General features: G+C 64.7%; 21 protein-coding genes. 15 read left to right on the top strand and 6 right to left on the bottom strand.

What is annotated here, in order from left to right; all coding sequences use genetic code 11:
* The first annotated feature begins 11 nt into the window (after window positions 1-11).
* From LOC56_RS12195 to LOC56_RS12180, 4 genes are all read left to right on the top strand, one after another.
* Window positions 12-986, top strand: coding sequence for a bifunctional methylenetetrahydrofolate dehydrogenase/methenyltetrahydrofolate cyclohydrolase (locus LOC56_RS12195; protein WP_229952517.1), 975 nt, complete (start codon window positions 12-14; stop codon window positions 984-986).
* 79 nt (window positions 987-1,065) lie between these two features.
* Complete coding sequence (locus LOC56_RS12190; protein ID WP_442860102.1) at window positions 1,066-2,031, top strand: ABC transporter ATP-binding protein; 966 nt, start codon at window positions 1,066-1,068, stop codon at window positions 2,029-2,031.
* Entirely contained in the window at window positions 2,024-2,920 is an 897-nt protein-coding gene (locus tag LOC56_RS12185; protein ID WP_229952515.1) for an ABC transporter permease, read from the top strand. The genes LOC56_RS12190 and LOC56_RS12185 overlap by 8 nt, the downstream gene beginning before the upstream one ends.
* Entirely contained in the window at window positions 2,917-3,750 is an 834-nt protein-coding gene (locus tag LOC56_RS12180; RefSeq protein ID WP_229952514.1) for an ABC transporter permease, read from the top strand. Before LOC56_RS12185 ends, LOC56_RS12180 begins: the two co-directional genes overlap by 4 nt.
* 8 nt (window positions 3,751-3,758) lie before the next feature.
* On the opposite strand, the gene LOC56_RS12175 is transcribed toward LOC56_RS12180, so the two are convergent.
* Window positions 3,759-4,280: an O-acetyl-ADP-ribose deacetylase gene (locus LOC56_RS12175; RefSeq protein WP_229952513.1), complete on the bottom strand. Its 522-nt coding sequence runs from the start codon at window positions 4,278-4,280 to the stop codon at window positions 3,759-3,761.
* A gap of 112 nt (window positions 4,281-4,392) precedes the next feature.
* Here LOC56_RS12175 and LOC56_RS12170 point away from each other — a divergent pair, with 112 nt between their 5' ends.
* The 4 genes from LOC56_RS12170 to LOC56_RS12155 all read left to right on the top strand — a co-directional run bounded on the left by LOC56_RS12170 (window position 4,393) and on the right by LOC56_RS12155 (window position 7,505).
* Entirely contained in the window at window positions 4,393-4,896 is a 504-nt protein-coding gene (locus tag LOC56_RS12170) for a hypothetical protein (RefSeq protein ID WP_229952512.1), read from the top strand.
* 134 nt (window positions 4,897-5,030) lie between these two features.
* Complete coding sequence (locus tag LOC56_RS12165; protein WP_229952511.1) at window positions 5,031-5,858, top strand: exodeoxyribonuclease III; 828 nt, start codon at window positions 5,031-5,033, stop codon at window positions 5,856-5,858.
* Window positions 5,859-5,869: 11 nt separating this feature from the next.
* Entirely contained in the window at window positions 5,870-6,904 is a 1,035-nt protein-coding gene (gene trpS / locus LOC56_RS12160) for a tryptophan--tRNA ligase (RefSeq protein ID WP_229952510.1), read from the top strand.
* A gap of 4 nt (window positions 6,905-6,908) precedes the next feature.
* A complete protein-coding gene (locus LOC56_RS12155) occupies window positions 6,909-7,505 on the top strand; it encodes a 2'-5' RNA ligase family protein (protein WP_331460941.1) in 597 nt (198 codons plus the stop codon).
* Here the strand turns inward: LOC56_RS12155 and LOC56_RS12150 are convergent.
* From LOC56_RS12150 to sdhC, 5 genes are all read right to left on the bottom strand, one after another.
* Window positions 7,502-8,278, bottom strand: coding sequence for an alpha/beta hydrolase family protein (locus LOC56_RS12150; protein WP_229952509.1), 777 nt, complete (start codon window positions 8,276-8,278; stop codon window positions 7,502-7,504). The genes LOC56_RS12155 and LOC56_RS12150 overlap by 4 nt on opposite strands.
* A 77-nt stretch (window positions 8,279-8,355) precedes the next feature.
* Window positions 8,356-9,132, bottom strand: a complete 777-nt coding sequence (locus tag LOC56_RS12145; RefSeq protein ID WP_227914227.1) for a succinate dehydrogenase iron-sulfur subunit — start codon at window positions 9,130-9,132, stop codon at window positions 8,356-8,358.
* The gene (gene sdhA / locus LOC56_RS12140; RefSeq protein ID WP_229952508.1) at window positions 9,132-10,898 is read right to left on the bottom strand and encodes a succinate dehydrogenase flavoprotein subunit; all 1,767 of its coding nucleotides are present in this window, start codon (window positions 10,896-10,898) and stop codon (window positions 9,132-9,134) included. The genes LOC56_RS12145 and sdhA overlap by 1 nt, the downstream gene beginning before the upstream one ends.
* 68 nt (window positions 10,899-10,966) lie before the next feature.
* Window positions 10,967-11,449, bottom strand: a complete 483-nt coding sequence (locus LOC56_RS12135; protein ID WP_229952507.1) for a succinate dehydrogenase hydrophobic membrane anchor subunit — start codon at window positions 11,447-11,449, stop codon at window positions 10,967-10,969.
* Between the two features lie 6 nt (window positions 11,450-11,455).
* On the bottom strand, window positions 11,456-11,833 hold the full coding sequence (gene sdhC, locus LOC56_RS12130) for a succinate dehydrogenase, cytochrome b556 subunit (RefSeq protein ID WP_146363726.1): 378 nt from the start codon (window positions 11,831-11,833) through the stop codon (window positions 11,456-11,458).
* 225 nt (window positions 11,834-12,058) lie between these two features.
* Here sdhC and LOC56_RS12125 point away from each other — a divergent pair, with 225 nt between their 5' ends.
* The 7 genes from LOC56_RS12125 (at window position 12,059) to LOC56_RS12095 (ending at window position 20,696) form a co-directional block, all read left to right on the top strand.
* A complete protein-coding gene (locus LOC56_RS12125) occupies window positions 12,059-13,198 on the top strand; it encodes a mannose-1-phosphate guanylyltransferase (protein WP_229952506.1) in 1,140 nt (379 codons plus the stop codon).
* 148 nt (window positions 13,199-13,346) lie between these two features.
* On the top strand, window positions 13,347-14,489 hold the full coding sequence (locus LOC56_RS12120) for an amidohydrolase (RefSeq protein WP_229952797.1): 1,143 nt from the start codon (window positions 13,347-13,349) through the stop codon (window positions 14,487-14,489).
* Between the two features lie 288 nt (window positions 14,490-14,777).
* Complete coding sequence (locus LOC56_RS12115) at window positions 14,778-15,866, top strand: BMP family lipoprotein (protein WP_442860101.1); 1,089 nt, start codon at window positions 14,778-14,780, stop codon at window positions 15,864-15,866.
* A gap of 128 nt (window positions 15,867-15,994) precedes the next feature.
* A complete protein-coding gene (locus tag LOC56_RS12110; protein WP_229952505.1) occupies window positions 15,995-17,557 on the top strand; it encodes an ABC transporter ATP-binding protein in 1,563 nt (520 codons plus the stop codon).
* Window positions 17,554-18,903: an ABC transporter permease gene (locus LOC56_RS12105; RefSeq protein ID WP_442860100.1), complete on the top strand. Its 1,350-nt coding sequence runs from the start codon at window positions 17,554-17,556 to the stop codon at window positions 18,901-18,903. Before LOC56_RS12110 ends, LOC56_RS12105 begins: the two co-directional genes overlap by 4 nt.
* A complete protein-coding gene (locus tag LOC56_RS12100; RefSeq protein WP_229952504.1) occupies window positions 18,900-20,189 on the top strand; it encodes an ABC transporter permease in 1,290 nt (429 codons plus the stop codon). Before LOC56_RS12105 ends, LOC56_RS12100 begins: the two co-directional genes overlap by 4 nt.
* A gap of 90 nt (window positions 20,190-20,279) precedes the next feature.
* Window positions 20,280-20,696 carry a cytidine deaminase gene (locus tag LOC56_RS12095; protein ID WP_229952503.1) on the top strand — a complete coding sequence of 139 codons (417 nt, stop codon included), beginning with the start codon at window positions 20,280-20,282 and terminating at the stop codon, window positions 20,694-20,696.
* Window positions 20,697-20,698 lie beyond the last annotated feature (2 nt).

Genomic DNA, 20,698 nt, shown 5'->3' with positions numbered 1-20,698 from the left:
AAGGAACCAATATGGAGGGTCCCGCGACCGATGAGGCCGCCAGCGTCAACCTTGGCTGGGAGGTTAAGGAGAAAACCGAATTCGGCACTCCGGTCGCGGCGAAGATCCTGGACGGCCGCGCCGCCGCCCGGGAGATCAAGGATGACCTGGCCGAACGGGTGCGGGTGCTGAAGGACGAGCACGGCATCATCCCGGGCCTGGGCACCGTGCTCGTGGGCGATGATCCCGCCAGCCACTCCTACGTGGGCGGCAAGCACAAGGACTGCAAACAGGTGGGGATTAACTCCATCCGCAGGGACCTTCCCGGTGACATCAGCCAGGCAGAGCTGGAAAAGGTCATTGACGAGCTGAACGAGGACCCGGCCACCACCGGGTACATTGTGCAGCTGCCGCTGCCGGCGCACATCGATGCGAATGCCATCCTGGAGCGGATCGCTCCGGAAAAGGATGCGGACGGGCTGCACCCGGTCAATCTGGGCCGCCTGGTGCTCAACGTCAGCGAACCGATGACGTCTCCGCTGCCCTGCACACCGCACGGGATCGTGCAGCTGCTGGTCCGCAACGGGATTTCGCTGAACGGCAAGAAGGTCCTGGTGGTTGGACGCGGCGTCACCGTCGGGCGGCCGCTCGGCCTGCTCCTGACCCGCCGTCCGATCAATGCCACGGTCACCCTGGCACACACCGGGACCGCGGACCTGTTCGAGCACCTGCAGGCAGCCGACGTGGTGGTTGCCGCGGCCGGCTTCCCTGAAATGATCCGTGCCGAGGAGCTCAAGCCCGGTGCCATCGTGCTGGACGTCGGCGTCACCCGGGTCACCGATCCGGAAACCGGGGAAACCACGCTCACCGGCGACGTCGAGCCGGCAGCGGCCGACGTCGCATCCTGGATCTCGCCCAACCCGGGCGGCGTGGGCCCGATGACCCGCGCAATGCTGCTGGCGAACGTGGTGGAAGCCGCCGAACGGCAGGCCGGAATCCTGGCCTAGAACCGAATCGGTGCAATTGGCGGGGCCGGTGCGCGGCAACATGCACCGGCCCCGTTCTGCGTCCACTATGCTGTCTCAGGTGTCGCAGATCACATCAAGCAAAACCGTCCCCGAAATCCGCTCCGACTTTGTCATTTCCGCTCGGAACCTGACCAAGTCCTACGGCGATTTCACCGCCGTCAACGGCATCTCCTTCGACGTCCCGCCGGGGGAGTCCTTCGGGCTGCTCGGGCCCAACGGCGCCGGGAAATCCACCACCATGAAGATGATCGGCGGCGTCGCCCAGCGCAGCGGCGGAGACCTCAGCATCATGGGGCTGGACCCGAACACCTATGGTCCGGAGGTCCGCGCCCACCTGGGCGTGGTGCCGCAGCAGGACAACCTGGACGAGGACCTGCGCGTGCGGGACAACCTCCTTGCCTACGGACGCTACTTCGGCCTGCCCAAGAGCTACCTGCAGCCCAAGGCGGACGAACTGCTGGAATTCGCGCAGCTCACCGACAAGGCCAAGGCCCGTGTGGACTCGCTCTCCGGGGGTATGAAGCGGCGCCTGACCATTGCCCGGTCCCTGATCAACGACCCGAAGATCCTGCTGCTGGACGAACCGACCACCGGCCTGGATCCGCAGGCCCGGCACATCCTCTGGGACCGGTTGTTCCGGCTTAAGGAAGCCGGGGTGACGCTGATCCTCACCACCCATTACATGGACGAGGCCGAGCAGCTGTGCGACCGGCTGATAGTAGTGGACAAGGGCGCGATCATGGCCGAAGGGTCGCCGTCGGCCCTGATCCGTGAGCATTCCACCCGCGAGGTGGTGGAGCTGCGGTTCGGCTCGGAGCGCAACACCACCGTGGCCGCCGAACTCGAGGGAATCGGGGAGCGGTTGGAGACCCTCCCTGACCGTGTGCTTATTTATGCCGACGACGGCGAAGCCGCCCTGGAAGCCGTGACCGGCCGGGGGCTGCGGCCCATCACCTCGCTGGTGCGCCGCTCCTCGCTGGAAGATGTGTTCCTGCGCCTGACCGGGAGGAGCCTCGTTGACTAGGCCGGAATCCGCTGCCCAACCTGCACTTGAACGCCATGAGGTGCTCGGGCTGCGGTCGCCGCTGACCCCGCGCCAAACCGCCGCCAGGGCACGGCGCTTCGGTGCCTTCTACTACGCGGACATGTGGATCCGCCGGATGCGCGGCTACCAGGGGACCGTGCTGATGACCGCCGTAGGCACCCCGCTGGTCTACCTGCTGGGCATGGGCACGGGTCTGGCGGTGCTGATCGACGGGAACTCGAATGCGGGTTTCCCGGGCGGCAACGGTTCGACCGTGTCCTACCTGGTGTTCCTGGGACCGGCCCTCGTGGCCACGGCAGCGCTAATGGTCTCCAGCGAGGAAAATACCTACACCGTCATGGGCGGATTCAAGTGGCACCGGACCTACTACGGGCCCAACGCTTCTCCGATCTCCAGCGGACAGATTGCCCTCGGCCACGTCCTGGGAGTCACTGTCCGCATCCTGCTGACCACGGGCCTCTACTACCTGTTCCTGGTGCTCTTCGGTGCCGTGGTGCAGCCTGCAACCGGTTGGCTCATGATCTTCACGGCGCTGCTGGCCGGACTGGCCTTCGGGATGCCGCTGTTGGCGTTCAGCTCCACCCTGAAAGAGGACAAGGGGCAGTTCGCCATGGTCCAGCGGTTCATCGTGATGCCGCTGTTCCTGTTCTCCGGCACCTTCTTTCCGCTGGAGTCGCTGCCGCTGGCCGTCCGCTGGATCGGCTGGATCTCACCGCTCTGGCATTCCACCGAACTGGGCCGGGTGCTCAGCTACGGCCACCCGGAGCCGGCAGCCATGACCGCCCTCCACCTGGCGTACCTGCTGGTCCTGACCGTCGGCGGACTGGTGCTGGCCCGGCGGAACTTCACGAGGAGGCTCGACGGATGAGCATCGAAAACCGCACGGCGCCTACTGCGCTGGTACCGCAGGACAGGTTCCTCGGCTCGCTGTACGGTCGGAACATCCGGGCCGTGATTGCCCGCGGGCTCAAGGCCACCTGGGGCACCAACTGGAGCATCATGGTCAGCGGGTTCGTCGAACCGGTGCTGTACCTGGTGGCCATGGGCATAGGCCTGGGCGCTTTGGTGGGGGCGGTCTCCGGCCCCGGCGGGCAGGAAATGGAGTATGCCAACTTCATTGCGCCGGCGCTGCTGGCAGTGTCGGCGATGAACGGCGCGGTGTACGACTCCACCATGAACGTGTTCTTCAAGCTCAACTACGCCCGGCTCTACGAGGGCATGCTGTCCACGCCGCTGGGTCCGTTGGACGTGGCGATGGGCGAGATCTTCCTGGCCCTGCTCCGCGGCGCCATGTATGCCACGGGCTTCACCGCCGTGATGGGCGCGATGGGCCTGATCACCTCGCCCTGGGCGCTGCTGATGATTCCGGCCGCCGTGGTGATCGCCTTTGGCTTCGCCTCCTTCGGGATGGCAATAACCAGTTACATGAAGACATTCCAGCAGCTGGACTGGGTCCAAATGATCATGCTGCCCATGTTCCTGCTCTCTGCCACGTTCTATCCGCTGAGTGTGTACCCCGAAGCGGTGCAGTCCGTGATCCAGGCACTGCCGCTGTGGCACGGCGTCGAACTGCTCCGGCAGATCAGCGTAGGCATCTTCAGCTGGGGAACGGCCGGGCACCTGCTGTACTTCGTGGTGATGATTGTGCTGGGCCTGACCCTGACCACTAACCGGCTCCGGGCGCTGTTCCTGAAGTAGGCTCCGGGTCAGCCGGCCAGCTGCTCATACTTCCGGGCGAAGATCCCGGCCAGGCGGTCGTTGAACAGTACAAACTCCGCGCGCTTCAACGTCCCCGGGGTGTGGTCCAGGACCTCCTGCAGTCCGATTCCCGCCACGGTCTCCGGGTCCCACCCGTAGATGCCCGCACTCACGGCCGGAAAGGAAATGCTCTCCGCGCCCAGCTCCTCGGCAACGGCCAGGGCGGTGCGGAAACACGACCTCAGCAGCTCCGGGTCGGTTTCCCCTGCCCCGGCGTTGGGACCCACGGTATGCACCACCCACCGCGCCGGCAGGTCGAACGCGTCCGTCGCCACGGACCGGCCGGTGGGAAGCCCCTGCGGCAATGATGTCCTGCGCAGCTCACGGCAGGCGGCCAGGAGCTTCGGGCCCGCCGCACGGTGGATGGCGCCGTCCACCCCGCCGCCGCCGAGCAACGAGGAGTTGGCGGCATTGACGACGACGTCGGTATCCCTGGTGGTGATGTCGCCGGTGGCGATGGTGATCTGCATCGAGCCAGTCTGCCACTGCAGCTGCCCCGTTTTCCACCGCGGAGCAGGCCGGCACCAGTGCGCAGAGCGAACGCGGCATCGGGCACCTGTCCGAGTTTGAGAGAATAAAACCATGCAGTCGATCCGAAACGGCCAGACGCCGTCGTCCTCGTCCTCGCCCGGCCGCGGCATTAGCCGCAAGATGGGCTCTACGGGCATCGTTGTGATGCTCATTGTCTTCCTGGTCGCAGTGGTTTTTGCCGCCAACCAGAATGACGTCATCGGTTGGCTGGTGGTCATTGTGTCCCTCGGCTGGCTGTTCCTCGCGACGTTCGTGGTGTTCTCGGTTCGGAGTGCCACGCGCAAGGCCACCGCAAAGTTCGCCGGTGCCGCCGCCGGCCTTGCTCCCCGCGGCGGCGTCCAGGTTGTCGACGAAAGCACCACCGTGCGCGACCAGAAACTGGACCACAGTTTCAAGATCATCCAGGTCCAGGCAAATGTCATTGCCCAGAACCTGGACGCTGACCGGGAAATGGTGGACCGTGCCCTGGAGACCATCGAGATCACGGCGTCCAACGGCCGTGGCATGATCAAGAAGGACGACGGCGGGTCTGTCGAAGGCACCGTAGTCGACTAGTTCCCACCCGCCGCTTCCGGGAGCGCCGCACCGGCGCGCCGTGCCGGGGGCGGCCGTTTCGGGATGAACAGCTACTGAGGAGTATGGTTATTCGCGTGAGTTCGGCATCAACAGGGACGGCATCAACAGGGACTATGGACAGTTCCGGGGAAACCCTGCGCATTGCGTCCGTGAACGTCAACGGCATCCGTGCCGCCTACAAGCGGGGCATGGCCGATTGGCTGGCGGAGCGCGATGTGGACATCCTGTGCCTGCAGGAGGTTCGCGCCCCTGACGCCATCCTGAAGGACCTGCTCGGTGATACCTGGCACGTCCAGCACGCCGAATGCCTTGAGGCCAAGGGCCGTGCCGGTGTTGCCATCGCCTCCCGTACCGAACCGGTCGCCGTCCGCGAGCACATCGGCGACGAGTACTTCGCACGCTCGGGCCGCTGGGTGGAGGCGGACTTCAAGGTCGCCGTGGCGGGAGAAGAGAAGATCCTCACCGTCGTCAGCGCCTACGTCCATTCCGGCGAGGTGGATACGCCCAAGCAGGTGGACAAGTACCGCTTCCTCGACACCATGGCCGTCCGGCTGCCCGCCCTGGCGCAGACAAGCGACTTCGTGCTGGTGGTGGGGGACCTGAACGTGGGACACACCCCCCTGGACATCAAGAACTGGAAGGGCAACGTCAAGCGCGCAGGTTTCCTGCCCGAGGAACGTGCCTACTTTGACCGCTTCTTCGGCGAGGAAATCGGTTACACCGACGTCCACCGCTCCCTTGCCGGTGAGGTCAACGGACCGTACACCTGGTGGAGCTGGCGCGGACAGGCGTTCGACAATGACTCCGGCTGGCGGATCGACTACCACATGGCCACGCCGGAGCTGGCGGCACGGGCCGTCAACGCCGTCGTCGACCGTGCCCCCACGTACGACTCCCGCTTCTCAGACCACGCTCCAGTAGTGATTGACTACCAGTTCTAAGGGTTTCCTCCATGACATCTGAGTCTTCCAGCAGCCGCCGGCGCATCCTCTCGGGCATGCAGCCGTCCGCCGATTCCCTGCATCTGGGCAACTACCTCGGCGCCTTGGTGAACTGGGTGCGGCTTCAGGACGAATACGACGCCTACTTCTTCATCCCGGACCTGCACGCCATCACCGTGCCCCAGGATCCCGAGGACCTGCGCAAGCGCACCCGCGTCACCGCTGCCCAGTACATCGCGGGCGGTGTCGACGTCGACAAGGCGACTCTGTTCGTACAGTCCCAGGTGCCCGAGCACGCCCAGCTGGCATGGGTGCTGAACTGCCTCACCGGATTCGGTGAAGCCTCCCGCATGACGCAGTTCAAGGACAAGCAGCAGCGCTTCGGCTCCGATTCGGCCAGCGTCGGACTGTTCACCTACCCGATCCTGCAGGTGGCCGACATCCTGCTCTACCAGCCGCACGGCGTGCCCGTGGGCGAAGACCAGCGGCAGCACGTAGAGCTGAGCCGGGACCTCGCCAAGCGGTTCAACACGCGGTTCGGCGACACCTTCGTGGTGCCCGAGGCCTTTATCCAAAAAGAAGCGGCCAAGATCTACGATCTGCAGAACCCGTCGGCGAAGATGTCCAAGTCGGCCGCGTCGCCGGCGGGCCTGATCAACCTCCTCGATGAGGACAAGATCATAGCCAAGCGGATCAAGTCGGCAGTGACCGACGACGGCAGCGAGATCCGTTTCGACCGGGACGCCAAGCCGGGGATCTCGAACCTGCTGTCCATCTACTCCCTGATCAGCGGACGCAGCGTGGAAACACTGGAGAAGGAGTACGAGGGGAAGATGTACGGACACCTGAAGGTGGACCTTGCGGAGGTCGTCACCGAACACATCCGGCCCATCCGTGAACGTGCCCTGCACCTCCTGGACGATCCGGCCGAGCTGGACCGCCTGCTCGCAGTCGGTGCGGCCAAGGCCAGGGAGTCGGCCTCGGTGACTCTCGCGGACGTGTACAACAAGGTCGGCTTCCTGCCGCTGGGCAGCGTTACCGCGTAGTCCCATGAGAATCTCCGAATCCTACGACCAGGCCATGGCAGCCGGCAGCATGAACGGCAGCCACTCTCCTCAATGCGATGCGCGCTGCGTGGGGATAGTGATCGCGGTTCCGGAGCCGATGGCGGGAGAACTGAAGGCGGCACGGGCGTCCTTCGGGGATCCCATGGCGGCGCTGATTCCCGCCCACATCACCCTGGTCACCACCACGGAAACGGATGACTGGGAAGCGACGTTGAAGCATGTGCGCAAAGTCGCCGCGGCGCAGGAGCCGTTCCGGGTGACGTTGGAGGGGACCGCTACCTTCCGGCCGGTTTCGCCCGTGGTCTTCCTGAACGTCGACGAGGGCTTTGACGAGTGCACTGCCCTGCATAAGGAGCTCCAGAGCGGCCCGCTGGCCCGGGACCTGACCTTCCCCTTCCACCCGCACGTTACGGTGGCGCACGATGTCAGCGAGCAGAGCATGGACGAGGCCGTTCGCCGGCTGGGCAGCTATTCCGCAGGTTTTACGGTGGATTGCGTGGGCCTTTACGAGCACGATGCCACCGGCCTGTGGAAGCTGCAGGAGCACGTCAGGCTCGGATCCGGAAAGCAGCCGGACTAGGACTCCCCGCCCAGGTCCAGATAGGTTCCGGCCCAGGCGGCAATGATTGCCGCGGCGCGGGTTGTCTGGGCCCGGTCCACCATCAGGTGGTCGCTGCCTTCGAGCGAAATGAAATTACGGGGATGCCGAGCCGTCCGGAAGATCTCGCTCGCGTTGTCTATGCCCACGGTGTTGTCGGTGGGGGAGTGCATCACCAGCAAGGGCAGGTGCAGCGCCTTGATGCTGTCCGTGAGGTCATGACTGCGCAGGTCCTCAATCAGGTGGCGGCGGATTTCCAGTTCCCCGCCGCCCAGATCTACGGCTGCCGATCCCTGTTCGTGAATCCGGTCCAGCTCCGATTCGAAGAGGTGGACGACGTGTGAGGGGCGGAAGGGCGCCGCGATGGTCACCACGGCATCCAGTCCGGGGACCTGTGAAGCGGCTGCCAGGACGGCGGCGCCGCCGAGCGAATGGCCCACCAGCAGGGAGGCCGGGCGGCCGGTATCCGCCATGAAGGTGCACGCACTGAGCACATCCGCCACCTTGGTGCTGAAGCTGCCGTCTTCCCACCTGCCGGTGGAACTACCCAGCCCCGCGGCGTCGTAGCGAAGCACACCGATGCCGTGGGCGGCCAGGGCCTTGGAAATCCGGGAGGCCGCGGCGCTGTTCTTTCCCAGCGTGAAGCCGTGGCAAAAGACCGCCCAGGCGCGGGCTCCGCCGTCGGGGACATCGAGGGTTCCCGAGAGGGTGGTCCCGTTAACGCCGGAAAAGGACACAGATTCAAACGAAGGCATGGAGCAACTCTATCGAGTATGCAAAAGGCGCCGGTAAGCGGTGAAATCCGCTTACCGGCGCCTGGCGCAGGAACTGCTTAGAGGGAGCGGGCCAGGATGGCCTGCTTGACCTCTGAAATGGCCTTGGTGACCTGGATGCCGCGGGGGCAGGCTTCCGAGCAGTTGAAGGTGGTGCGGCAGCGCCACACACCTTCCTTGTCGTTCAGGATCTCCAGGCGCATGTCTCCGGCGTCGTCGCGCGAATCGAAGATGAAGCGGTGTGCGTTGACGATTGCCGCCGGGCCGAAGTACTGGCCGTCGGTCCAGAAGACGGGGCAGGAGGACGTGCACGCGGCGCAGAGGATGCACTTGGTGGTGTCGTCGAAGCGCTCACGGTCCTCGGCGGACTGCAGGCGTTCCTTCGTGGGCTCGTGGCCCTTGGTGACCAGGAACGGCATGATCTCGCGGTAGGACTGGAAGAACGGCTCCATGTCCACGATCAGGTCCTTTTCTACCGGCAGGCCCTTGATGGGCTCGACGAGGATGGGCTTGGACGTGTCCAGGTCCTTCAGCAGGGTCTTGCAGGCCAGGCGGTTGCGGCCGTTGATGCGCATGGCATCGGAGCCGCAGACACCGTGGGCGCAGGAACGGCGGAACGAAACCGAGCCGTCGTGCTCCCACTTGACCTTGTGCAGCGCATCCAGCACGCGGTCCGTGCCGTACATGGTCAGCTTCCACTCATCCCAGTAGGCTTCGTCGGAAACCTCCGGGTTGTAGCGACGGACCTTCAGGGTGATCTCGAACGAGGGGATCTCTCCGCCGATTGACTCGGGGAGCTCCACCTTCGAGGCCGGCTCGGCGATTTCGGTTGTCATTAGTACTTCCTCACCATCGGCTCGTAGCGCGTGAAAATGACCGGCTTGGTGTCCAACCGGATGCCGGCGGTGTGCTCGGTATTCTCGGCTTCGTCAACCTTGTAGGCCATTGAATGCTTCATGAAGTTCTCGTCATCGCGCTCCGGGAAGTCCTCGCGGAAGTGTCCGCCGCGGGATTCGGTGCGGTGCAGGGCGGCAACGCTCATGACCTTTGCCAGTTCCAGGAGGAAGCCAAGCTCAACGGCCTCAAGGAGGTCGAGGTTGAAGCGCTTGCCCTTATCCTGGACGCTGATCTTCTGGTACCGCTCCTCGAAGGAAGCGATGTCCGTCAGGACCTGCTGGATGGTTTCCGCGGTGCGGAACACCTGCATGTTCAGGTCCATGGTGTTCTGCAGGTCGCGGCGGATTTCGGAGACACGCTCGGTGCCTTCGGAATTCCGGACGTGGTCCAGCAGGTTGACCGTGTCCAGCTCGGAGTTCTCCGGCAGGTCGACGAAATCGGCGGTCAGGGCGTATTCGGCCGCGTAGATGCCGGCCCGCTTGCCGAAGACGTTGATGTCCAGCAGGGAGTTGGTACCCAGCCGGTTGGAGCCGTGTACGGACACGCAGGCCACTTCGCCGGCCGCGTACAGCCCGGGGATCACCGTGTCGTTGTCCTGGAGGACCTCGGCCTTGATGTTGGTGGGAATGCCGCCCATCACGTAGTGCGCCGTCGGGAACACCGGCACCGGTTCGGTGTAGGGCTCCACACCGAGGTAGGTGCGGGCGAACTCGGTGATGTCCGGAAGCTTCGCATCGATGTGCGCCGGTTCCAGGTGCGTCAGGTCCAGCAGGACGTAATCCTTGTTCGGGCCGCAGCCGCGTCCCTCGCGCACCTCATTGGCCATGGAACGGGCCACGATGTCACGCGGCGCCAGGTCCTTGATGGTGGGGGCGTAGCGCTCCATGAAGCGTTCACCCTCGGAATTGCGGAGGATGGCACCCTCGCCGCGGGCAGCTTCGGAGAGGAGGATACCCAGCCCGGCCAGGCCGGTCGGGTGGAACTGGATGAACTCCATGTCTTCCAGGGGAATGCCGCGGCGGAACGCAATGCCCATGCCGTCACCGGTGAGGGTGTGTGCATTGGACGTGGTCTTGTAGACCTTGCCGGCGCCGCCGGAGGCGAACACCACGGACTTGGCCTGGAAGATGTGGAGCTCGCCGGTGGCGAGGTCATAGGAAATAACACCCGCAACCCGCTTCTGGCCGTCAAGGTCGACGACGGTGATGAGGTCCAGGACGTAGTACTCGTTGTAGAACTCAACGTTGTGCTTGACGCAGTTTTGGTAGAGCGTCTGCAGGATCATGTGGCCCGTGCGGTCTGCGGCGTAGCATGCACGGCGGACCGGTGCCTTGCCGTGGTCACGGGTATGCCCGCCGAAGCGGCGCTGGTCGATGCGTCCTTCGGGCGTGCGGTTGAACGGCAGGCCCATCTTCTCCAGGTCCAGCACGGCGTCAATGGCTTCCTTCGCCATGACCTCGGCTGCATCCTGGTCCACCAGGTAGTCACCGCCCTTGACGGTGTCGAAGGTGTGCCATTCCCAGTTGTCTTCTTCGACATTGGCCAGGGCCGCGCACATGCCGCCCTGTGCCGCACCGGTGTGGGAGCGGGTGGGGTACAGCTTGGTCAGTACCGCCGTACGAGCGCGCTGACCTGATTCGATGGCGGCACGCATACCGGCGCCGCCTGCGCCGACGATGACGACGTCGTACTTATGGACCTGCATAGCAGATGCTCTTTCTGTTGAAACTACTAGAAAATCGTGGGCGTACCCGTGGTTGTCCTGCGCCGGCCTTAGCTGGCGCCGCAGAACTCCTGGAGCGTCTCAGCCGAGGCGCCTGCAAGGCAGGGGTCAAAGGTGAAGATCACCAGGGTGCCGAGCACGATGATCACGAAGGTCGCGACATAGAGGACAGTCTTGAGCCACATGCGGGTGGCCTTCTTGTCTGCGTAGTCGTTGATGATGACGCGGACGCCGTTGGTGCCGTGAAGCATGGCCAGCCACAGCATGACCAGGTCCCAGACCTGCCACAGCGGGCTCGCCCACTTGCCGGCAACGAAGCCGAAGTCAACGGCGTGGATGCCGTCGCCCAGGACCAGGTTCATAAACAGGTGCGTGAAGATCAGGACAACAAGGATCACGCCGGAGACGCGCATGAACAGCCACGCAAGCATTTCAAAGTTGCCGCGGCCCGAGGCATTGCGCGTGTAGCGCGGGGCGATGCGTCCTGAACGGGGTGCTTCGAGGGCGTGCGCTTCGTTAGTAGATGTGCTCATTGGTTATTAACCCCCGAAGACGTTGGGCAGGTGGCGAATAGAGAAGCCGATAACCGTAACGGCCCACAGGGCAACAACGCCCCAGAGCATCTGGCGCTGGTACTTGGGCCCCTTCTTCCAGAAGTCGATCAGGACTACACGCAGGCCGTTGAAGGCATGGAACACAATCGCCGCAACGAGACCAAGCTCGCCGAGGCCCATAATCGGGTTCTTGTAGGATTCGATCACCACGTTGTAGGCCTCCGGCGAAACTCGCACCAAAGAGGTATCCAGAACATGGACCAAAAGGAAGAAGAAGATCGCCACGCCGGTGATACGGTGCACAACCCACGACCATTGGCCCTCACGGCCACGGTAGAGAGTGCCTGCTGGTAACTTCGACACTGAATTTTCCTCCCTGCATCGCAGCGGCGTTAGCGCGTGTTCCACGCAGTGAAGACGCCGGTGCGACAGCGATATAAGCTCTACCATAATCTAGGCTGGCGTGACCGGGGTTTCAATTTAGGTTCGCCTATGGTGTGACGCTGATTACATTGAACCCGCAATGAAACCCGTGTATCAGGGCGGGTTCCTGATGTTCGCCGACCGGCTGGGCTAATCTTGGCTGTGATGAGTAACGAAAAGCCACAAGCCGCCAACACGTCCGCTGTTCTTGACCGTTTTTACGGGGTCATCCCGGCGGGCGGCGTCGGGACGCGCCTTTGGCCCCTTTCCCGGGCGGCCGCACCCAAGTTCCTGCATGACCTGACAGGTTCCGGCTCCACCCTGATCCGGGCCACGTACGAGCGCCTGAGCCCGCTCAGCGGGGACCGCGTCATGGTAGTGACCGGGGCCGTGCACCGGCAGGCCGTGCGGCAGCAGCTGCCCGAGATCTCCAACAAGAACCTGGTCCTGGAACTCGAGCCGAAGGATTCGGCCGCAGCGATCGGCCTTGCCGCGGCGATCCTTTACAAGCGGGATCCGCAGATCATCATGGGATCCTTCGCCGCAGACCAGGTGATTGCCCCCGTGGAGGTCTTCCAGGCCGCTGTCCGGGAAGCCGTGCACACCGCGGCGCAGGGATATATCGTCACCATCGGCATCGAGCCCACGCATCCGTCCACCGGATTCGGCTATATCCGTGCAGGGGACCAGCTCCGGGTTGCCGGGGCACCGAGCGCACGCTCCGTGGTCGAGTTCGTGGAGAAGCCGTCCGCGGAGGTTGCCCGGACTTATCTGGACAGCGGCAGCTACAGCTGGAACGCCGGGATGTTCGTGGCGCCGGTGGACTTGATGCTCAAGCACTTGGAAGCCAGTGAGCCGGTGCTCTACTCCGGCCTGATGGAAATTGCCGACGCCTGGGACACCACCCGGCGCCGCGAAGTGGTTCGCCGGATCTGGCCCACGCTGCCCAAGATCGCCATTGACTATGCCGTCGCTGAACCGGCAGCGGCAGCAGGCGACGTCGCAATGATCCCCGGCGCCTTCAGCTGGGACGACGTAGGTGACTTCGCCGCGATCGGCCGCCTGAACCCCGCAGCGGAAAACAGCGACCTGACTGTGATGGGCGAGGGCGCCCGCGTCTACTCCGAAAACGCCTCCGGAATAGTCGTCTCCGATACCAAGCGTGTCATTGCGCTGATCGGGATCGAGGATGTCGTCATAGTGGACACCCCGGACGCCCTGCTGGTGACCACAAAGGAACACGCGCAGGAAGTCAAGAAAGCAGTGGAGCACCTGAAGGCCAGCGGCGACACCGACGTCTTGTAGGCCGTCCGCGGAACACCGTCACGCGGCGTCGTTTCCGGCGTCGCACATTCCCGCTTTGGCTCCGGAATTGGCTAACCTTGAAGTTGTGCAGACTATCCCTTTGAGCAATTCGCCAATCCCCTCAATACGGGGGAGTGTGGCGCCGCTCATGGGCGGGTTGATCGAGTTTCGGCGGGACCTGCACTCGCATCCCGAGCTCTCGCATAAGGAATTCCGTACTACCGACCGCATTGTGGAAGCCCTGGAGCATGCAGGCCTGACACCCAAACGGCTCGAAAACACGGGTGTTGTGGTGGACATTGGCGACGGTCCCGTCCGGCTGGCGGTCCGGGCGGATATCGATGCCCTTCCCGTGCTGGAGGAGACCGGGCTGCCGTACGCGTCGGAGAACACCGGCATAGCCCACGCCTGCGGCCATGACATCCACACCACGGTGATGCTGGGCGTAGCCAAGGTGCTCGCAGGTTTCGACGCCGCCGGAGAGCTGGGCGGACGGGTGCGCGTGATCTTCCAGCCGGCGGAGGAAGTGATGCCGGGCGGCGCCCTCTCGGTGATCGAGCAGGGGGCCCTGGACGGCGTACCGCGCGTCCTGGCCCTGCACTGCGACCCCCGGGTGGATGTGGGGCAGGTAGGCACCCGCATCGGTGCGATTACCTCGGCGTCCGACACCATTCGGATCGAACTCAGCGGCCGCGGCGGACATACCTCCCGCCCGCACCTGACCGAGGACCTGGTCTTCGCGCTGGCCGAGATCGCCGTCAGTGTTCCGGCCGTGCTCTCCCGCCGCATCGATGTGCGCAGCGGAGTTTCCGTCGTGTGGGGCCAGATGCACGCGGGTTCCGCACCCAATGCCATTCCCGGACACGGATTCATGGCCGGCACCATGCGCTGCCTCGATGCCGAGGCCTGGCACGCCGCCGGCGAACTGCTGGACAAGGTGGTGCGGGAAATCGCGGCGCCGTTCGGCGTCGACGTGCATCTGGAGCACATCCGGGGCGTTCCCCCGGTAATCAACGCCGACGCCGAGATCAGCCTGATCGAGGCGGCGGCCCGCGCCGAACTGGGCGAAGACGCCGTCGTGCTGGCCCCGCAGTCGATGGGCGGGGAGGACTTTGCCTGGATGACGCAGGCGGTTCCGGGCGCCCTGATGCGGCTCGGCACACGCTCGCCGGGCGGGGAAACGTTCGATCTGCACCGCGGAGACTACAACCCGGATGAACGGGCAATCAGCTGCGGCGTAAGCGTGATGGCGGCTGCCGCCCTCCGCGCCGCACGGGGCCTGCGGCACTGAATCCGCGCCCGTTCCGGACCTCCGGGGCCGCGTAACCTGACGACACAATAAGGGCTGCCGCGGCGCAGCGGACCGGGCCGGGACCATAGCATTCCGGTCCCGGCCGGAAGTACCCATTTGATAACAACATGTAAACAATGTTCCGCCAGCACCTAATTTGGATTTGGTGTTGCCTCCGACACATTATGGTTATGTTGCTGCGGTCCAACGACGGACGGAGCGCTGCGCCACACGCTGCACCTTGAAAGGGCACCGTTCGGCGAAAACCATTTCTTTTCTGGAGGAACATTGAAGAATTACCCGCGCAGCTTTAAGCGCAACGCAGGCGTCTCCGCCGCCATGCTCGGCGTATCGGCTCTCCTGCTTTCCGGCTGCGGTGCTGCACCGGAAGAGGAAGAAGGCGGCTCCGAGGCAGCCAACAGCGACTTCACCGGCTGCATTGTCTCCGACGCCGGTGGTTGGGATGACCGCTCCTTCAACCAGTCCAGCTACGAAGGCCTGATGGCTGCGAAGGATTCGCTGGGCATCGAGACCCGCGACGCTGAGTCCCAGGCTCCCACCGACTTCACGAACAACGTTGACAGCATGGTCCAGGCCGGCTGCGACCTGACCGTGACCGTCGGCTTCCTGCTTTCCGACGCCACGAAGGCCGCCGCCGAAGCGAACCCCGACGTGAACTTCGCGATCGTCGATGACAACGCGATCGAGCTCGACAACGTCAAGCCGATCATCTACGACACGGCCCAGGCTGCTTTCCTTGCCGGCTACGTCGCTGCAGGCTCGTCCGAGACCGGCACCGTCGCTACCTACGGCGGCATGAACATCCCCACCGTGACCATCTTCATGGAGGGCTTCGCCCAGGGTGTTGAGTACTTCAACAAGGAGACCGGCGCCGACGTCAAGGTCCTCGGCGCAGACTCCTTCGTTGACAGCTTCGACAACCGTGCCGCAGGCAAGACCCTGACGCAGAACTTCATCAACGAAGGCGCCGACGTCATCATGCCCGTCGCAGGACCGGTTGGCCTGGGCACCATGGAAGCAGTGGTCGAGGCCAACGAAGGCGGCAAGAACGTCCGCGCCGTCTGGGTTGACTCCGACGGATACGAGACCGCCGAAATCGGCAAGGAATTCATCCTGACCTCGGTCATGAAGCTGATGGGCGACGCAGTCGAGGACGTCCTCACCGAGTCCGTTGATGACAACTTCAGCGCCGAGCCGTACGTGGGCACCCTGGAGAACGGCGGCGTTGACCTGGCGCCGTTCCACGACCAGGAGGCCAACGTTCCCGAAGACGTCAAGTCCGCGGTTGAGGACCTGAAGGCCAAGATCATCTCCGGTGAGATCACGATCGAATCCGAGTCCAGCCCGAAGCAGTAGCAGCGGGCGAACTGCCCTCAGACAACCGCCATGTCCCGCAGTTGCGACTGCGGGACATGGCGGTTTGTCTGTGCCGGACAGCCCTACCTCCCACACAGCACTTTTTAGAACAGATTGGTTGGGGTTTTGTGAAACTCGAGCTTCAAGGCATCACCAAGCGATTCGGTTCGCTGGTAGCCAATGACCACATCGACCTCGTGGTCGAGCCGGGGCAGGTACATAGCCTGCTCGGCGAGAACGGCGCCGGTAAATCGACGCTGATGAACGTCCTCTACGGCCTCTACGAGCCGACCGAGGGGCAGATCCTCATCGACGGGCGGCCGGTAACCTTCAGCGGCCCCTCGGACGCCATGGCCGCCGGCATCGGCATGGTGCACCAGCACTTCATGCTCGTACCGGTCTTTACCGTGGCCGAGAACGTGGCCTTGGGAAATGAAAAAACCCGGTTCGCCGGAATGCTCAACCTGGACGACACCCGCCGCCGGATCCGGGAGATCTCGGACCAGTACGGGTTCGACGTCGATCCCGACGCTCTTGTGGAAGACCTGCCCGTCGGCGTCCAGCAACGCGTGGAAATCATCAAGGCACTGATCCGGGACGCAGAAGTCCTGATCCTCGACGAACCGACCGCGGTGCTCACCCCGCGTGAAACAGACGAACTGCTGGGCATCATGCGCCAGCTCACCAGTGACGGCAAGGGCGTCGTCTTCATCTCGCACAAGCTGCGCGAGGTAAAGGCCGTTTCCGATGTCATCACGGTAATCCGCCGCGGCAAGGTAGTCGGCTCCGCAGAGCCCAGCGCCGGCACCACCGAACTGGCGGCATTGATGGTCGGCCGTTCGGTCAGCCTGAGCCTGGACAAGGCTCCGGCCGTCCCGGGCGAAGAGACCTTCCGGGTGGATAACCTCACGGTTCTCTCCGCCAGCGGCCAGCCGGTGGTCAACGGCCTGAGCTTCGGCATTGCCAAGGGCGAGATCCTGGCCGTCGCCGGTGTCCAGGGCAACGGCCAGACCGAGCTCACCGAAGCAGTTATGGGACTGCAGGCACACGTGACCGGCTCCATCAAGCTGGACGGACGGGAACTCGTGGGCATGAAGACCCACAAGATCATCGACGCCGGCGTCGGCTTCGTGCCCGAGGACCGCAACGTTGACGGATTGGTCGGCACCTTCTCGGTTGCCGAAAACCTGGTCCTCAACCGCTATGACGAGCCGCCGTTTGCGCGCGGCCTGTCGATGAAGCCCGCAGTGGTCGGCGCCAACGCCGAGGAAAAGATCACCGAATTCGATATCCGTACCCAGACTGCGGCCACCCCGGCGGGCACACTGTCCGGCGGTAACCAGCAGAAGGTGGTTATGGCCAGGGAACTGTCCCGGCCGCTCTCGCTGTTCATCGCCTCCCAGCCCACCCGCGGGGTGGACGTTGGTTCCATCGAATTCCTGCATCGGCGGATCATCGCCGAACGGGAAGCCGGCACGCCGGTGATGATCGTGTCCACCGAACTGGACGAGGTCCTCGAGCTCGGGGACCGTATTGCCGTGCTGTACGGCGGCCGCCTGATGGGCATTGTGCCCGGCGGCACATCGCGGAACGTGCTGGGCCTGATGATGGCCGGCATGACCGCCGACGAGGCGCTGGCCCGAGAGGCCGCGCCCGAGGAAAACCAAATTATTGAGGGAGGGGCGCAGTGAGCCCGGAAAAGTCCACCACTGGTGGGCCAGCACCAGACCGCAAGACTTCGGCTGCCGATGAGGCACGCCTCGAAGTAGCTGCGGAAACCGCCGGAGGCCAGCTGGCGCCGCCCGCGGCCGCCGTCGGCACTACCATGACACCGGAGCCGGACACCCGGCGCGGCGTCCTCGAACGGATCGTGACCGGAAACGGTCTGGTATCCGTGCTCGCCGTCCTGATGGCCCTGATTGTGGGCGGGGTGCTGATCGCCCTGACCAACGAGGAAGCCACAGAGGCAGCAGGCTACCTGTTCAACCGTCCCGGCGATTTCTTCGCCGCTGCCTGGGACGCGGCGGCCGGAGCGTACTACTCGCTCTTCCAGGGTTCGATCATCAATCTGGAGGCTGAGACCTTCAGCCGTGCGATCTACCCCCTCACCCAGACGCTGACCACCGCGACCCCGCTGATCTGCGCCGGCCTCGGCGTCGCGCTGGCGTTCCGTGCCGGCTTGTTCAACATCGGTGCGCAGGGCCAGATCATCATGGGCGCCACCCTGGCGGCGTGGGTCGGGTTCACCTGGCAGCTGCCCGCAGTGCTGCACATCGTCCTGGTGATCATCGCCGGTCTGCTCGGCGGAGCCATCTGGGGCGGCATTGCCGGCCTGCTGAAGGCCCGCACGGGAGCCCACGAGGTGATCGTCACGATCATGCTCAACTATGTGGCCATCCAACTGGTCGCGTTCCTGCTCTCCACTCCCGGTTTCCAGCGGGAGGGCAGCAACAACCCGATCAGCCCGCTGCTGGCTGACAGCGCCATGTTCCCCAAGCTGTTCGGCGCGGATTTCCGCCTGCACTGGGGCTTCATCCTGGCGATCGCGGCCACGGTCTTCGTATGGTGGCTGCTCAACCGCTCCACGATCGGCTTCGAACTGCGTGCCGTGGGCGCCAACCCCGACGCCGCCCGGAACGCCGGTATCAGCACCACGAAGGGCTACGTGGTGGTTATGCTCATCGCCGGCGCCCTGTCCGGCCTCGCCGGCGTGTCCCAGGTCTCCGGAACCGAGCGCGTGCTGACCACCGACGTGGCGGCCAGCTTCGGCTTTGACGCCATCACGGTGGCGCTGCTGGGCCGTTCGACGCCGTGGGGTACCTTCGCTGCCGGCCTCCTCTTCGGCGCTTTCCGCGCCGGGGGTGTCGCCATGCAGACCAACACCGGTACCAGCATCGACATTGTCCTGGTGGTCCAGTCCCTGATCGTGCTGTTCATCGCGGCCCCGCCGCTGGTGCGTTCGCTGTTCAGGATCCCGCCGCCCGGAGCCTTCCGCTCCACCCGCAAGCCCGCCGCAGCCGCCGGAGGAGCAGCATGAGCACCGCAACCACCCCCACCCCCGCGCTGACACCGGCGCCCGCTGCCGTTGTGCGCAGCTGGAAGACACCGATCCTGCTGGGCGTGCTTGCCCTGCTGTCCCTGGTGTTCTTCGCTTTCGGAGCCCCGTCCACCGATGTCACCTTCCGGCTGACCGATCCCGGGGCAGCCATTACGCTCCCGGACCTGGTGTTCTCCGCCAAGGTCTTCGGTTGGGCAGGCGCCATCGTGCTCGTCCTGGCCGCTGCCTGGGCCTTTGTCCTGGTCCGTTCGGGGCGGCGCCTGCCGCTCTGGCTCCCGGTGATTTTCGGCGTCGTTTTCGTGGCGGCGTTCCTTTCCTGGTCCGTCGGCAGTGCCGGCACGCCCAACATTGCCCTCTACGGCCTGCTGGCCGGCAGCATCACCCTCGCCGTGCCGCTGATCTTCGGTTCGCTCTCGGGTGTCCTGTGTGAACGCGTCGGCGTGGTCAACATCGCCATCGAAGGCCAGCTCCTCTTCGGCGCCTTTGCCGCGGCAGTGGCCGGCACGGTGTCCGGCAGTGCCTTCGTCGGTCTGCTGGCAGCAGCCATCGCCGGTGTGCTCGTCTCCCTGGTGCTGGCCGTCTTCAGCATCAAGTACGTGGTCAACCAGGTCATCGTGGGCGTCGTGCTGAACGTGCTGGTGTCCGGCCTGACCGGCTTCCTCTTCTCCACCGTGCTCAGCGCGAACCCGGCCGAATTGAACTCGGCGCCGCGCCTGCCGAACATCCGGATTCCGTTCCTGGCAGACATCCCGATCATCGGACCGATCCTGTTCGACCAGTCGCTGATCGGCTACCTGATGTACTTCGCCGTTGCGGCGGTCTACTTCGGGCTGTTCCACACCCGCTGGGGCCTGCGTACCCGTGCGGTCGGAGAACACCCGAAGGCGGCCGACACCCTGGGCGTCAACGTCAACCGGACCCGGTTCACGAACGTGCTGCTCGCCGGTGCCGTGGCCGGCGTCGGCGGTTCGTTCTTCACCCTCGTGTCGGTCTCCAGCTTCGGCCAGGACATGACCGGCGGCCAGGGCTACATTGCCCTCGCGGCCCTCATCCTGGGCCGCTGGAACCCGCTTGGTGCCGCAGCCGCGGCCCTGCTGTTCGGCTTCGCCACGAACCTGCAGTACGTCCTGGGCCTGCTGGGTACCCCGGTACCCAGCCAGTTCCTGTCGATGCTGCCCTACGTGGTGACGATCTTCGCGGTGGCCGGCGTTGTGGGCAAGTCCCGCGGCCCGGCTGCCAGCGGCGTGCCGTACATCAAGGGATAGCTCTCAGGGGGACCTGCTGCCGGGAAACCGGCGGCAGGTCCCTCGTGGTTTCCGGTCCGACCGGACCGGAAACCCAATTGGAAGGAAGACATGACACAGACGACCCCCGGCCAGGTGGACTGGGACCAGCTCCTGGAAACCGCACGCGCGGCCCTGGCCCACGCCTACGTGCCCTACTCGAAATACCCGGTAGGCGCTGCGGCGCTTACCGACGACGGCCGCATTGTTTCCGGCTGCAACATTGAAAACGCCTCCTACGGGCTGACGCTGTGTGCCGAATGTTCGATGATCAGCCAATTGCAGATGACCGGAGGCGGCCGCCTGGCCGCCTTTGCCTGCGTGGACGGATCCGGCAACGTACTGATGCCGTGCGGCCGCTGCCGGCAGCTGCTCTACGAATTCCGGGCACCGGGTATGCAGTTGATGACAGTAAGCGGCATTCGAAGCATGGACGAAGTCCTGCCGGATGCTTTTGGACCGCAGCACCTCGAAGGGCAGGACAAATAAAC

It is taken from the genome of Arthrobacter sp. zg-Y179, assembly GCF_020907345.1.
GTDB lineage: Bacteria > Actinomycetota > Actinomycetes > Actinomycetales > Micrococcaceae > Arthrobacter_B > Arthrobacter_B jinronghuae.
Note: the sequence above shows the minus strand (reverse complement) of the source record. Positions and strands in the feature narration are given on the sequence as shown.

Bases quoted from the DNA above. Each gene is read 5' to 3' on its own strand.
- LOC56_RS12195 (WP_229952517.1), top strand. From the start codon at position 12: ATGGAGGGTCCCGCGACCGATGAGGCCGCCAGCGTCAACCTTGGCTGG.
- LOC56_RS12180 (WP_229952514.1), top strand. From the start codon at position 2,917: ATGAGCATCGAAAACCGCACGGCGCCTACTGCGCTGGTACCGCAGGAC.
- LOC56_RS12175 (WP_229952513.1), bottom strand. From the start codon at position 4,280: ATGCAGATCACCATCGCCACCGGCGACATCACCACCAGGGATACCGAC.
- LOC56_RS12170 (WP_229952512.1), top strand. From the start codon at position 4,393: ATGCAGTCGATCCGAAACGGCCAGACGCCGTCGTCCTCGTCCTCGCCC.
- LOC56_RS12165 (WP_229952511.1), top strand. From the start codon at position 5,031: ATGGACAGTTCCGGGGAAACCCTGCGCATTGCGTCCGTGAACGTCAAC.
- trpS (WP_229952510.1), top strand. From the start codon at position 5,870: ATGACATCTGAGTCTTCCAGCAGCCGCCGGCGCATCCTCTCGGGCATG.
- LOC56_RS12155 (WP_331460941.1), top strand. From the start codon at position 6,909: ATGAGAATCTCCGAATCCTACGACCAGGCCATGGCAGCCGGCAGCATG.
- LOC56_RS12150 (WP_229952509.1), bottom strand. From the start codon at position 8,278: ATGCCTTCGTTTGAATCTGTGTCCTTTTCCGGCGTTAACGGGACCACC.
- LOC56_RS12145 (WP_227914227.1), bottom strand. From the start codon at position 9,132: ATGACAACCGAAATCGCCGAGCCGGCCTCGAAGGTGGAGCTCCCCGAG.
- sdhA (WP_229952508.1), bottom strand. From the start codon at position 10,898: ATGCAGGTCCATAAGTACGACGTCGTCATCGTCGGCGCAGGCGGCGCC.
- LOC56_RS12135 (WP_229952507.1), bottom strand. From the start codon at position 11,449: ATGAGCACATCTACTAACGAAGCGCACGCCCTCGAAGCACCCCGTTCA.
- LOC56_RS12125 (WP_229952506.1), top strand. From the start codon at position 12,059: ATGAGTAACGAAAAGCCACAAGCCGCCAACACGTCCGCTGTTCTTGAC.
- LOC56_RS12120 (WP_229952797.1), top strand. From the start codon at position 13,347: ATGGGCGGGTTGATCGAGTTTCGGCGGGACCTGCACTCGCATCCCGAG.
- LOC56_RS12100 (WP_229952504.1), top strand. From the start codon at position 18,900: ATGAGCACCGCAACCACCCCCACCCCCGCGCTGACACCGGCGCCCGCT.
- LOC56_RS12095 (WP_229952503.1), top strand. From the start codon at position 20,280: ATGACACAGACGACCCCCGGCCAGGTGGACTGGGACCAGCTCCTGGAA.